The organism is Burkholderia sp. Bp9012 (genome assembly GCF_003853825.1).
GTDB lineage: Bacteria > Pseudomonadota > Gammaproteobacteria > Burkholderiales > Burkholderiaceae > Burkholderia > Burkholderia diffusa.
Window position 1 is genome coordinate 100,518 of record NZ_QTQA01000011.1, and the last position, 12,576, is coordinate 113,093.

The 12,576-nt window shown below is 58.2% G+C and carries 11 protein-coding genes; 4 read left to right on the forward strand and 7 right to left on the reverse strand.

Annotated features, from left to right (window positions below; genetic code table 11):
• Positions 1–251 precede the first annotated feature (251 nt).
• From DIE11_RS17075 to DIE11_RS17090, 4 genes are all read left to right on the forward strand, one after another.
• On the forward strand, positions 252–626 hold the full coding sequence (locus tag DIE11_RS17075; RefSeq protein WP_124625730.1) for a restriction endonuclease: 375 nt from the start codon (positions 252–254) through the stop codon (positions 624–626).
• A gap of 243 nt (positions 627–869) precedes the next feature.
• Complete coding sequence (gene istA / locus DIE11_RS17080) at positions 870–2,426, forward strand: IS21 family transposase (protein WP_124625732.1); 1,557 nt, start codon at positions 870–872, stop codon at positions 2,424–2,426.
• Positions 2,427–2,441: 15 nt separating this feature from the next.
• Positions 2,442–3,191 carry an IS21-like element IS408 family helper ATPase IstB gene (istB, locus tag DIE11_RS17085; RefSeq protein WP_124625734.1) on the forward strand — a complete coding sequence of 250 codons (750 nt, stop codon included), beginning with the start codon at positions 2,442–2,444 and terminating at the stop codon, positions 3,189–3,191.
• A gap of 25 nt (positions 3,192–3,216) precedes the next feature.
• Positions 3,217–3,747, forward strand: coding sequence for a hypothetical protein (locus DIE11_RS17090; protein ID WP_124625736.1), 531 nt, complete (start codon positions 3,217–3,219; stop codon positions 3,745–3,747).
• Between the two features lie 25 nt (positions 3,748–3,772).
• Here the strand turns inward: DIE11_RS17090 and DIE11_RS17095 are convergent, their stop codons facing one another.
• From DIE11_RS17095 to DIE11_RS17125, 7 genes are all read right to left on the reverse strand, one after another.
• The gene (locus DIE11_RS17095) at positions 3,773–4,216 is read right to left on the reverse strand and encodes a hypothetical protein (RefSeq protein ID WP_124625738.1); all 444 of its coding nucleotides are present in this window, start codon (positions 4,214–4,216) and stop codon (positions 3,773–3,775) included.
• Positions 4,217–4,448: 232 nt separating this feature from the next.
• The gene (locus DIE11_RS17100; RefSeq protein ID WP_124625739.1) at positions 4,449–7,433 is read right to left on the reverse strand and encodes a TrlF family AAA-like ATPase; all 2,985 of its coding nucleotides are present in this window, start codon (positions 7,431–7,433) and stop codon (positions 4,449–4,451) included.
• A 392-nt stretch (positions 7,434–7,825) separates the two neighbouring features.
• Complete coding sequence (locus tag DIE11_RS17105) at positions 7,826–8,797, reverse strand: helix-turn-helix domain-containing protein (protein ID WP_124625741.1); 972 nt, start codon at positions 8,795–8,797, stop codon at positions 7,826–7,828.
• A gap of 185 nt (positions 8,798–8,982) precedes the next feature.
• Positions 8,983–9,519, reverse strand: coding sequence for a hypothetical protein (locus tag DIE11_RS17110; protein ID WP_124625743.1), 537 nt, complete (start codon positions 9,517–9,519; stop codon positions 8,983–8,985).
• 123 nt (positions 9,520–9,642) lie between these two features.
• Complete coding sequence (locus DIE11_RS17115) at positions 9,643–10,164, reverse strand: DUF4189 domain-containing protein (protein WP_124625745.1); 522 nt, start codon at positions 10,162–10,164, stop codon at positions 9,643–9,645.
• Between the two features lie 164 nt (positions 10,165–10,328).
• A complete protein-coding gene (locus DIE11_RS17120; protein WP_221622459.1) occupies positions 10,329–11,486 on the reverse strand; it encodes a type IV secretion system protein in 1,158 nt (385 codons plus the stop codon).
• A gap of 89 nt (positions 11,487–11,575) precedes the next feature.
• The gene (locus DIE11_RS17125) at positions 11,576–12,370 is read right to left on the reverse strand and encodes a hypothetical protein (RefSeq protein ID WP_124625747.1); all 795 of its coding nucleotides are present in this window, start codon (positions 12,368–12,370) and stop codon (positions 11,576–11,578) included.
• Between the last annotated feature and the right edge of the window lie 206 nt (positions 12,371–12,576).

Here is a 12,576-nt window from a genome sequence, read left to right on the forward strand (position 1 = left end):
GCGCGAATCCCCAGAGAATATACCGATGCTTGACTTCGGTATGTGCGACGCGCGGCGCATGCATTCCTTGCGTGTGTCGCGGATCATCGTCGCAACGATCGACCATGAAGGGTCGATCGTCGAGGGCGGTTGGGGTTGGGGCTCGCGAGCGTACCGACTACGCGCACGAGCACACGGAGGTTACCCCTTACCGCCGGTACTTGATGCGATTTCGTCGCTCATGCTCTCGATAACAGTTCAACGGAGGATAAATGAAGAAAGGAGCCGACTGGGAAGACTACGTGCATTACGTGTACAGCACGCTTCTCAACTTGAAAGGCGAGCGAATTCAGGTATCGAAGCGAACAACCTTCGTTCTTCCGTCGGGGGAAACTTACGAGATTGACGTATATTACGAGTTCTGGAAAGCCGGCGTTCGCCACCGTGTCGCGATCGAATGTAAGGACTGGACGAACCCTGTCAGTCAGGGGCAAATTCTTGAATTCCACCAGAAGATCAAAAACATCGGGAACGATCTCATCGGAGTCGTTGTTTCGCGTAACGGTTATCAGGATGGCGCCGTGAACGTCGCGGAGCGACATGGGATGCTGGCGCTGACCAAAGCCTGCGTATTTCGGCGAACGTGATCACGCATTCCGGCGGATCGTGATCACGGATTCCGAATGATCGTGATCACCTGTTTCGGTTGATCGTGATCGCTCGTCACAGATTTCCGAAACGCGTGATTACGATGCCGGAATGAGCGATCACGGGACCGAAACGGGTGATCACGTAACCGGAACGTAATCCGGGTTTGAGTCTGGCGGTGGCGTTGCGCATGTATTCACCGGCGGCGTTAGCCTGCTCCCTTTTTTGCGGGAGAAGCGCTGATGCCGACACCTCGGATGAGCATGCGCAAATTGAAGGAAGTCCTGCGGCTGAAGTGGGCGTGTGGTCTGACGCATCGGCAGATCAGCCGGGCCATTGGCATCAGCGTCGGAGCCGTGTCGAAGTTCGCTGCCCAGGCCAGTCAGGCGGGACTCGACTGGGCCGCAGCCGAAGCGCTGTCCGACGATGAACTGGAAGCCCGCCTGAAGCCCGCGGCAACCGATGCCACGGCAACCCCATCCCGGCGCATCGAGCCCGACTACGCGGCATTGCATCGCGAACTGCGCCGCAAGGGCGTGACGCTGCAACTGCTATGGGAAGAATACGCTGAGGCGAACCCCGGCCTGCGGACTTACCGCTACACGCAGTTCTGCCAGAAATACAAGGACTGGGCGAAGTCGATCAAGCGCTCGATGCGCCAGCAGCACCGCGCCGGCGAGAAGCTGTTCGCCGACTTCGCGGGCCCCACCGTGCCGATCCTCGCACGCGATGGCGGCGTCGAATTCGAAGCGCACGTGTTCGTTGCCGTGCTCGGCGCATCAAACTACACGTTCGCGTGCGCGACGCGCACCGAGACGATGGCGGACTGGATCGGCAGTCTGTGCGACGCGCTGGAGTTCATCGGCGGCGTGCCCGAACTGCTCGTACCCGACAACCCGAAGGCGCTGATCGCGCGGCCCGACCGTTACGAACCGGGACTCGGCACGACCACGCAGGACTTCGTGAACCACTATGGCACGGCGATGCTGCCAGCGCGTCCGCGCAAACCGCAGGACAAGGCCAAGGTCGAAGTCGGCGTGCAGATCGTCGAGCGCTGGGTGCTGGCCCGGCTGCGCCACTATCGTTTCTACAGTCTGGCCGAGCTCAACAAGGCCATTGCAGGACTGATCGCCGACCTGAACCAGCGCCCGTTCAAGCGGCTCGAAGGCAACCGTCGCGAATGGTTTGAACGGCTGGACCAGCCCGTACTGCGTGCGTTGCCCGTACGGCGCTACGAGATCGCCACCTTCCAGAAGTGTCGTGTGAACATCGATTACCACGTCGATGTCGGCGGCCACTATTACAGCGTCCCGCACAGCCTCGCACGGCAGGAGGTCTGGGCGCGTATCACACGCCACGGCGTCGAGATCCTGCATGGCGGCAGGCGTGTCGCTGCGCACGCACGCTCGCGCCTCAAAGGCAAACACACGACCATCGGCGAACACATGCCGGCCGCGCATCGTGCCCACATGGAGTGGACTCCGGGCCGACTGCTCAACTGGGGCGCATCCGTCGGCCCCGGCGCCGAAGCTGTCGTGCGGCATCTGCTGACCAACAAACCCCACCCCGAGATGGGCTATCGCGCCTGTCTCGGTCTGCTCTCGCTCGCGCGCAAGTACGGCAAATACCGCCTTGAAGCAGCGTGCCAGCGCGCATTAAAGATCGGCTCGCCCACACGCCGCTCCGTGCTGTCGATCCTGGAAGCGGGGCTCGACCTGCAGCCCTCGCTCCCGAACAGCCTCACCGAATGGCGCTCGCCCGAGCACGAGAACGTACGCGGTCCCGACTACTACCACTGACCGAAGGAGGTCACGATGTTGATGCAGCACACCCTTACCCAGCTGAAGGCGCTCAAACTGGACGGCATGGCCCGCGCGTTCGAGGAGCAGTCGACGCTCACGGCCAGCAGCAGCCTGTCATTCGAGGAGCGCGTGGGCATGCTCGTCGATCGCGAGCTGGCCTGGCGCGATACGCGGCGACTCGAACGTTTGCTGCGCGCAGCGAAGCTCAAGAACCCACAGGCCTGCGTCGAGGACATTGAATACCGGCAAAGCCGCGGGTTGGACCAGCGCATCGTCGCTACGCTCGCCGGCTGCGACTGGGTGCGCAATGCGCAGAACCTGATCCTGACCGGCCCCACGGGCGCAGGCAAGACGTGGCTCGCATGCGCGTTCGGCCAGCAGGCGTGCCGTCAGGGCTTCTCGGTGTTCTATGTGCGCGTCGCCCGGCTGTTCGAAGAACTGAAAATCGCGCACGGCGACGGCAGCTTCACACGCCGGCTCGCTCAACTCGCGAAGATCGATGTGCTGATCCTCGACGACTGGGGCTTGCAGGATCTCGACCAGGCCGCGCGCAACGATCTGCTCGAGGTACTTGATGATCGTGTCGGTACGCGCTCGACTGTGATCACTAGCCAGTTGCCGCTCGAACACTGGCATGCGTGGCTGCAGGATCCCACCCTGGCCGATGCGATTCTCGATCGGCTCGTGCATCAGGCCCACAAGCTTCTGGTCAAGGGTGATTCGATGAGAAAGAAAACGAAATCCGAAACCGCTGACGCCTGATCGTGATCACCGTCGCTATAATCCATTGACCGCGCAACACCACCATCCAGACCGATCACGTTCGCCGAAACGACTGATCACCATCACCGAAATCCGCACCAAAGCCACCTTTCCTACCATTCCACAATTACTCGTCCAGCACATCACTACTAGCTTGATCCATGAACCCGATCTCATGGGAGAGCCCTTCTGGTGTATTGCAGAACTTCACCCAGGCCCTGATGGACAGAGCAACGGAACCTATTATGCCTTTCCGTCTGGATTCCCGTTCAATCTCCCGGTCTTTATTTCTAAGAAGCATGCGGAAGCGTTTCGGCGTTCGTTGCGAGATGGAGATAGGTTTGGTGTGTTTGGTTTGCCCCAATATAAGCTTCGCGCGTTAATCGCGTTCGCTTACAAGGCGAAGCTCAAGCTGGCGATCGTCTATGGTGCGCCTCTTGTGCCGGGGAGCGTAAAGGCGCTTCCTTTGATCTTGGATGCAAAGACGCTTAAAGAAGACTTTTTGCTCATGGACTTTCCTGCCGAGCTCGAGAACTGGGGAAGCGAAAATGTGTGAGGCGGTACTTCGAGTTCTTTAATATCTATTGCGATGAAAACAATACGCGGATACCGGCTTTGACGGCCTCGCTGGCTGTCGTTTTGAAGACGTCCTTGCCCAGCGAAGCAAACAGCTCGCCGGCCGACAACGAATTCTTTTTGTCCCGGATGGACTTTGGAACGCTCTGGAGCTTAGCTAGCCCTTTGGACGTCAAGACACAATCGTCGATGACGGTGTGCGTGATTGACCGCGTTCCCCTGATAAAACCTTCATCCAGAAGAAAGAGCGCCGAGTGGAAGTAGGTGACGTATAGCTCATAGCCTTCCTTCACTTTTCGATGCTTCTCTTCCTCTGGATCATCTTCCGCGAAATCCTCGAAGGTGTGAAACGTATTGGCGCTGAGCTGGATTTGTTTCGGGAAGTTTTCGTAAAGCCTTCCCATGATGTTCGCGACACAGTTATTGAAGTCGTCGATATTTTTATGCACTTTACCCTCTCGTCCATGAGACTCTGGTGTCGTCCAACGCCGATGCTCGGCAAGCGGCGGCACCTGTCAAGGCACCAATGTTGCCATGACCACAATGCTCCGCAGACGCCCAAGCCTGGCGCTTATGCGTTGACCTTCCGGGTGAGGCTTGTTGATCTGCTTGGTGACCGCATGTTCTTAGGTAGATCGCAGCGTGTTGCTAGTGTCGTGTGCCATATCTGGCGTCTCTCTACTAAATGGACACCCGCAATCGCCTGGCGCGCTCCTTAAATGCGCGTTCGCCACCTTCGAGGATATCGCAGACATGCTGCCGGATCTGCGGGTTTTCGAGACTGCCGCTCTCGTAGGTAATGACCGGCAACTGACCCGACCTATGTGGTCCGCATTGAGCGATGATCACTTGATCCGCATCGGTATTCACGACCAGATTGGCGTTGTGCGTCACGATAATGATCTGGCGCCGCTTCTTGGCGTCGCGGAATCGATGCACCAGTTCCTGGAAGATGGATTGCGGGTCCAGATTTTCTTCGGGCTGGTCGATGATGAGCGGTCGGTCGTCTTCCGCGTCGATAGCGAGGTACAGCAACAGCAGGACGATGCCTCGGGTTCCGGGCGATAACTGTTCGATATCAACGCCGTCGTATTGCAGACCATAGCCGACCGTAATGTGGTCGGTGCTGTACAGCCAATCCGATATGCTGCGCGCCCATGCGCGGAAGTCTGCGTTCTCGGGCATATGCGTCCTGAGCGCTGATTCCTTGGCCTTGACGAAGTCGAAAAGGGCGGTGGCGGCCTCCGTCGCGTCCCCCGTCTCCCATGCCGCCATCAACCCCGCGCGTGCCGCTCGCAGCAGTTCACCGCGTCCCTTGAAGGGGCCGTTGGTACGCAAGTCCAGCAGGCTCTCGCCTTTGGCCGCCCATTGTTCTAGGTCGACCATTCGACGAACCGAGAACGACAGTTTCGACAACGAACCTTCGGCTTCATCGATACGCGTCTTGATCGGCGCGTACAGATCCGCAAGCTCTTTCTCTTCTTCGACGATGGCCTCAAAAATGGCGGCGTACGCGGTGCGTCGCGCATTGACCAGTGCCCGGATGCGTTCATCCGCTCCCTGAACCCGCTCGATCTGCTGGACCACCTTGGTCAATGCGGCCTCTGCCTTGGTAATCTTGTCCGACAACGTCGTGAAGCGTTTGGCGTTCTGTGCGTCGACGCCGACCAGCTTACGCAGCCGAGCCAATTCCCGCTCAAGCAAGGAGAGCGTCTGATCGGCGAGACTCGCATGTGCGGGAACGAGTTCGATGGACGGGTCAGGATTTTCCTGAACCGCTGGATCGGTTTTTGCGGGCCCTTGTAGCGCAATGATCGACAGGTTCGCCTGTTTGATGCGCTCCGTTAGCAGGGAGTCCACTGGGCCCACGTAGTCGAGTTTGAAGGCCTCCCAGTCGGCGGCGCTGAGACCGGCATGTTCGCGCTCGTCTTTCAGATCGGCCAGTAGGGACGGTGCCTGTCGGAGCCGAAAGTCACTCACGTCATCCTGCAAATGCAGAAGTGTCTGATGCCGGCGCTTGGCGTGGTCCACAAGTTGTCGTTTGGCATCGACGGCCAGCGACACCTGCTCATGGCGTTTCGCGCGTTCCTCATTGCCCTTGGCGACCAGCGACTTGCGATCGGTCTTGTCCTTTTCGATCGCGCGTTTTTTCTCGTCCCTGTCTTTCTCCAGCGCCTTGAGACCGTCCTTCCTGACGCGCTCGTCGGTGAGGTCCGTGGACGCCCTGGTCAGCGCCTCTTGTTGGCGCTCGCGCTTCTGACGTGAGCCTTCCAGACGAATGTCCAGCAGCTCCTTAAAGGAATCGGCCCCCTGTCGATCCGTCATGGGGTGGGCATTGAAGATCACGCGTTCGATCTCCATGACCAGCGCGTCGTTCAGGCCTTCCGCCGAGCAAAGTTGATCCACGAACTGCTGCGACAGGTACTGGACATACGGACTGGCCAGCAGGTCCTCCATGTCGGTTTGAGCGAGTTCGTTGCCGGTCTTTTCGCCCGATGCCCATTGCAGTTCGGCGTAACTGTCACCTAGGTATTGTTTCGCGCGCAGGATGAAGGAGCGTTCGTTCAGATGCGGGGAAAGTGCGAGGCCGCCGGCCGCAATCAGATCGGCCAGCGCGGTTTTACCGGAGCCTCGCGCCCCGATCACGGCCACCAACCCCGCGTTTAAATCAACGGTGCCCCTTGCGATCCAAGGCGCATTGGTCACAGACACGGCGTTGATCGTGTGACTGTCCAGTGCGCCGCGTGGGGGCTCTGCGCCGATGAACACGCGTTCTTCTGGTTCGATGCAGGTCTGGCGCAGCGCGTCGAACGTCAGATCGCCTTTGATCCAGCAGCGGCGCTCGCCATCGGGCTGGCCGGCTTTGGCGAGCGAATGTGCGTCTGACCCGTGCAGACACGGCTTGCATCCGTTGTACTGGCTTTCGAGTTCGTCGACGGTGACGCTTTCCTTGCCGAGCCAGAACCGGATCTGCTTGGGATTAGCACTGAAGATGATATGCGCCAAACCTTCGATATTTTTGCGCTGCGCAGCAAAGGAGCCGGTAGCATCGCGCAATCCCGAGGTTCCATCTTTCTCGCCACCTGCGACAGCAATCAAGGCGTTCTTTTTAACCCACTCACTTTTCGACCACGCTTGTCGAAGCTGATCGAAATTTAGCTTGAACAGGTTCGCGCCCTCGGATCGTGCCGCTTCATCGTTCGTCAGCGCAGGTTTGTGGATACGGCCAAGGCGAATCAGGTCGCTGCGCTGGCAGCGATAGGTTTCGTTCAGGTGGGAGAATTCGAATTCCAGGAGAAAGCGCTTGATGCGTTCGACATGGTCAATATCTTGCGGGGAGAACAGGAGGTGGATATTGACGGCCGAAGCTTTTGTGGTTTCGATACCCAAGCGCAGTTCGACGTTGGGGAAAATCAGACCCACGCCAGGCATGCGGCCACGACGCTTTTCTTCAACGACCTGTTCGTAGCGCTCGATTCCAAAATAGTCAGTGATTCCCAAGGCGCGAATGGGTGGGCTCGACGACTCAATGGCACCGAGGAAGGCCTCCCACGGATCAGCGCCTCCATACTGGTCGTTCAAGGCTGTGCCGGGGGTGTGGATGTGCGGGTCCCATCGATGCCACATCGAACCTCGCTTGCTTTGCACCTCATATCCGTCGGCCATACGATCCCCAAATGGTTTTCTTGTGGCGGCGCCCGCTAGGTCGCACGATGTCAGTGAGAATTCATTGGAACTGAAGCGTTGGAGCCTCACTGCGGATTCCGAGAATATAAGCCATTATGAAGGTGGCCGTCAGGCGAGCGTTCCATTTAATCTCATTGATAGGTTGCTGGCATATGTTCGAAGCGGCGGATGGCAAGGTATTCCCTAGGAAGGGGATGTGAAGAGGGCGTCAGGTCTTCCATTCTGGCGTTCGAGCGACGCTGATCTGAAGTAGAAGTTGCGACGATTTTGTGCCGGAAGCAGAGCTGCCGCCGAGGGCACAGACGAGCATCGCCGCTCCCGCGCGGATGGGAACTCTGATGAGTTTTTAGTGGATACTCCTTGCCTTCTTGCTATTTGTGTTGTGCCCGATCAAATGCCTCGCTGGGCGCATAGCCATACCGAGCCCGGAAGATTCGGCTAAAGTATTTCTCGTCGGCGAAGCCAAAACGTCGTGCGATCGTGCGGATCTTTTCGTAGCGCCCTTGGCCGCTCGAAAGCACCTGATGAGCCAGATGGAGTCGGCGTTGACGGATCTCGCGCATGACGCCTCCGGAAGCGGTGAATAGCTGATAGAGCTTGGCTCGCGATATCCCCGCTTCCAGACAAATGCGATCGGGTGTTAAGTCGGTCTCTAGCAGATGCGTGTCGATGTAGTGACGTACGCGCCGGGCAAGCAGGTCGTCAACGATACGATGGGATTCCGGGAGTCCGTCGGGCGTACTCTGCACGCAGGCCAGAAGCAGTTGTGTCGTTGCATCTGCAATGTAGGGGAGTTCGGTTGCGCTCAGCTCGGGTACGTTCTGGCGAAGCGACAACAGATGGTCCCGCAGCAAGGCAACAGCCCCCTGCGAGAGTGAATGCCCGTGTAGCCGTTCTACCTTCGGAGGCAGCAGTGCGCGCGGCACCGCGAGAGATATCTCGTGACCACTTGTGGTGACGTACTCGAACGGTCGTCCGTAGTCGAGCAGGTATAGATCACCGGTCTGCTTGAGCTGAGATATGGATGGGGTGCTAAGACTAAGCGATCCACCGACTTGCAGGTTGAAGCAGTAGTAGTCGTGATGATCCGCGCGGGCGTGGCGTAGTGTGCGCTCGGCTGCAAAAGTTGCCGCGGTTGGCCCGTCTTTCCAGACGCGATTCTCCAGGACGAACGGTCCAAACGAGACGTGCTGACAATGCATGTCGAAGGAGCGACGTGCATTTTCGCTGGGCGCGAAATCGAAGAATGGCACCTCAACTGCCCACGCTTCAAACTGCTCGTCGTGTGGCGCATCGGACGTAGCAAAACGTTCGATAGGCGGACGCGATGGTTCGCTGGTCATAAGAAGCTAGGATCGTTGGAAAGCAAGCTGATACGCTCGCGCGGCATCGGGCCGCCTTTCAGCTAATTCGCCGTAGTTATAGCGCTGCTGGGACCACGGGTGACGTTCACCCGATCAGATGGCGCAGGGACCTCTCAAGATAACATGCCTAGTGAAAAAGACGGAAAAGTGGTGACGCAGCACGATCAAAGTGCGATTTTATATAGCGTCAGATGCGCCTGCTGCTCTTCGATTGTGCGCATAAGTGCGCTGCATCGACGAAGCACAAACCAGTGGAATCCGAGGCACCCGGTAAGGACGCCGAAGACGCCGGCAAGGATCGTTGTCGCCCCTGCGGGCCACGCTGTCACTTCCCAACATGTGATACAGGCCGCTGCGACCGCTGCGGTCATAGGCCACGCGGCCATGGCCGCGTTAGAGGTCTTCCAGCGTTCCAGTTGGAGTAGGGAGAAAACCTTGTCGCTTAGCGCGTCTCGATGCCAGCGAAGGAATCGCTTCGTGTTCCAAAGATAGGCCGTCGACATGACCGCCAGGTAGAACTCGACAGGGATGGTGAGCAACGATACCCAGGTCGCGACGTGAGTCAGCCACTGGAGCGCCAGTTTGTCGGCGACATACACCGTCAGCGTGAGCGCTGCCGAAAGAATAAATGAGCACGCGGCTGCGTGATCGATTCCCTTGGCATATCGCCGCCAGTTGATTTGTGGAAATGTTGCGTCCATGGGCTTCCTGCTCTGCGATGCAGACTCTTTGGCTTTGGTGCATCTCGGCATGGCCATGACTTGCCGACACCATGAAGTTCGTATCTTTTTGCCGATCCTAGGTAGACGACGATGGCTGGATCGTTACTGCACTTGCTGTGGCAGGCTGCATGTCGAGTAATAGACATGGCACCCGGCATTACCGGCGCCTTGGCACTCGGTCATGCCTTTCTTTGCGGCGTCAGCAGGCGTGGCTCCCAACGTCACGTTGTAGCCTGGATTTCCCGCCACCATGGCCGCACACTGATTTCCGAACGAAATGGCGAGCTTGCAGTCCAGTCCACCTTTGAGCTTACAGTCGCGCAGCGCAGCCTGTTCCGCTTCGTCTACTGTGGTGAGGTGAGTGGACGAACCAAGGATTCCTTTGGGAACATACAGCGCGATTGCTCCCCAGGTGGTGACCCATTTCGGTGATGGTGGAGGTGGCGCTGATGATCGCGTTTCTTGGCCTTCGGCGTCTGGTCGTGGAGCACATCCGCTTGAACCCTGGCTGGGATCACCCAGTGGATAATAACCCGGAGGACAATTTCCTTCGGCATGAACCCATAGACATGCGCTCAGCAGGCTTAGTGCGAGCGTGAAACGAAACCATGTGATACGTCGCATGCCGCTCGCCTCCGTAAAGTTGCTCAGAGTGTACGTGGTTTTTGTCCGGCCTCAGCATGAAAATTCACTTGCGTGACGCGTGGCGATGACGCATACGCATCACCGCATGTTTCACTAGACGCAAAGACACTTATTTAAGACGTTTAAACGTTGAGTCGAATAGATCACGCGCCATCCTGCTTGCCTGCTAATCCGTAGGTGCCGGGTGGTTGTGCAGAGCCGGCCCCACCATTTGCGCCGGCGGCGTACGCGCCCGTCAATCGCGGATCAGATCCCGGGCTGACGCTGCCGTAGGCGCTGCCTCCGCTGTTGCCATGCCGTTCGCTTGTCTGATGGCCGCTTAAGGCGGACGGCAGGGTGGAATTGCTACCACTCGCGTACGTACCGGGTGCCTGCCCTTGCGGGCCAGGATGGTTTTGCTTCGACTGGAACTGGGAGAAGCTGTAGAAGTTACCAACGGCTCCCCCAAAGAAAGCAGCCGCAGCAGGTGGTACGGAGACGATCAGAACGGTCATCAGCAGGCCGATGCCGCCCTGCTGTAAGGCCATGTTGCCGAAGCCTTCGGCCTGATCACCGGTAATGTGATTGATGAACGAGGAGGCCCAGAGAGCGCCGGCGATGTTGAGCGTCAGCTTCAGCACGATACTGGAAATCACATCGAGCATCGCCATCGAAAACATCGTAGCGATGCCGTAGAACAGCCATCGCTGGAAAAAGCTCTTGGTTTGCTCGAACATCAGGCAAAGAATGAACAGCGGCCCAAAGCCGACGAACATGGCCATGACGAACTGATACAGCAACAGCATGGCGCCGGCGGCCATGGGTGGACTTGCCGTGCCGAATGTCGCGAGCATCATGGCACGGCCCTTCTCATTGCTTTCGTCGGTATTTCCGGGGGAGACCTGAACGGTATCGATCGCCGCCATGGTGAGCTGGACTGCGGCCATGTTCTGGTCAATTTGGCTGACCGGCGAATCGTTGCCGGCTACGAGCTGACTGACCTCGGAGGCGAGACCTCCATTGGCGGACAGGTATGATTGAAGGTCCGCATTCATGATCGACATCGTCGTCGCGGCGGTGACGATCAATACGACCCGCGCGGATCTCACTACCAGCTCCATCATGGGCTCGCGCGATTGTCCGGTGACGATACGGTAGCCCTGCAGCATGATCCATATCGTCACGAGCACGAGGGCAAGCCCCGACACCCACTGCATCAAATTACCGAGCACCGTGCTCTGAAACTTTGCAATCTCGTCCTGCAGGTACTGGTAGACGAGGACGTAGTACGCATATGAAGTTAGGTCACCCATCGGATTCATGGCAGCCAACCTCTGAGTCCGTTATTTTCGCTACGCATTCCCTGGCTCTCCTTGTGCGAATCGAGTCACGCTGATCAGCGCGGTGACAGTTACTTGTTGATCTCGAAAGCGCCTTTTAGCGCAGCAGCCTGGACGAGGTTGCCGAGCACTGTGTTGCTTCCACGGAGTGCTTTTTTAGCCAAGGCGTCTTGTATGCTTTGGAGGGCGCCGATCCTGGCGTCGTCGGCCTGCATCTGCGCCTGCCAGTCCGACATCTGTGTGCTCACCGCGTTGTGATAGTCCGCCGCCTGATTGGCCGCGCGGCCGGTATCCGCCATCGTCGTGACGCCCGCCAAGGTGTTCTCGATCTGCGTGAACTTGGATGAGAAGTCGTTAAGCTGATTCATCACAAGCACGGTCTTGTTGTATTTGTCGATCTGCACATGAACGATGTTTGCGCACACGATCTGCTGCTGCTGTGCGATGCTGCCGCCCATGATCGACGTGATGCTGCTGGTGAGCGTGTCCATGATGCCGCCACTGCCACCCGGGCAGCTTGCCTCGATGTACGAACTTTCGTCGGTGATCTGTTGAAGCTGATTCGGCATCAGGCTGAGACCGCTGCGTAGTCCCTCGATGCTCGACAGCATTTGCTCGTATTGACTGACCTCGTTGGCGAACTGCTTTATCTGTATCGCGTACTGTTCGACGGTCTTAGCCAGCTGGGCAGCGAATCCCGCATCGTTTGTCGAGGTGTTCACTGGATCGGATACGATCACCTGGGCTTGCGCGCCGTTTGCAAAGAAGCAAGTGATAGCGATGGCGACTCCGGCGAATCTGGCAAGCCGACGTGGCGTGCGCAGGTGAAGTGGGGAAGAACGACGGATGCGGGAAGGAATGTTCATTTCATATTCCTTGGGTGAAAGTTGACGCGCCCAATTTGGGATACGGGAAAGCGCCAGCGATCCGGTAATGCCGGGTGGCGCGATCTGGAAAGGGCCGGCCCCAAGACGGAAGTAAGAGCGCGGATGACAGCGCTATGGCATTCGTTGGCCGGGTGTTACAGAGGTTTTCGCGGGGCTACTCACGCATCACCTATCCTTGTTGTCGT

Bases quoted from the DNA above. Each gene is read 5' to 3' on its own strand.
- DIE11_RS17075 (WP_124625730.1), top strand. From the start codon at position 252: ATGAAGAAAGGAGCCGACTGGGAAGACTACGTGCATTACGTGTACAGC.
- istA (WP_124625732.1), top strand. From the start codon at position 870: ATGCCGACACCTCGGATGAGCATGCGCAAATTGAAGGAAGTCCTGCGG.
- istB (WP_124625734.1), top strand. From the start codon at position 2,442: ATGTTGATGCAGCACACCCTTACCCAGCTGAAGGCGCTCAAACTGGAC.
- DIE11_RS17100 (WP_124625739.1), bottom strand. From the start codon at position 7,433: ATGGCCGACGGATATGAGGTGCAAAGCAAGCGAGGTTCGATGTGGCAT.
- DIE11_RS17105 (WP_124625741.1), bottom strand. From the start codon at position 8,797: ATGACCAGCGAACCATCGCGTCCGCCTATCGAACGTTTTGCTACGTCC.
- DIE11_RS17110 (WP_124625743.1), bottom strand. From the start codon at position 9,519: ATGGACGCAACATTTCCACAAATCAACTGGCGGCGATATGCCAAGGGA.
- DIE11_RS17115 (WP_124625745.1), bottom strand. From the start codon at position 10,164: ATGCGACGTATCACATGGTTTCGTTTCACGCTCGCACTAAGCCTGCTG.
- DIE11_RS17120 (WP_221622459.1), bottom strand. From the start codon at position 11,486: ATGAATCCGATGGGTGACCTAACTTCATATGCGTACTACGTCCTCGTC.
- DIE11_RS17125 (WP_124625747.1), bottom strand. From the start codon at position 12,370: ATGAACATTCCTTCCCGCATCCGTCGTTCTTCCCCACTTCACCTGCGC.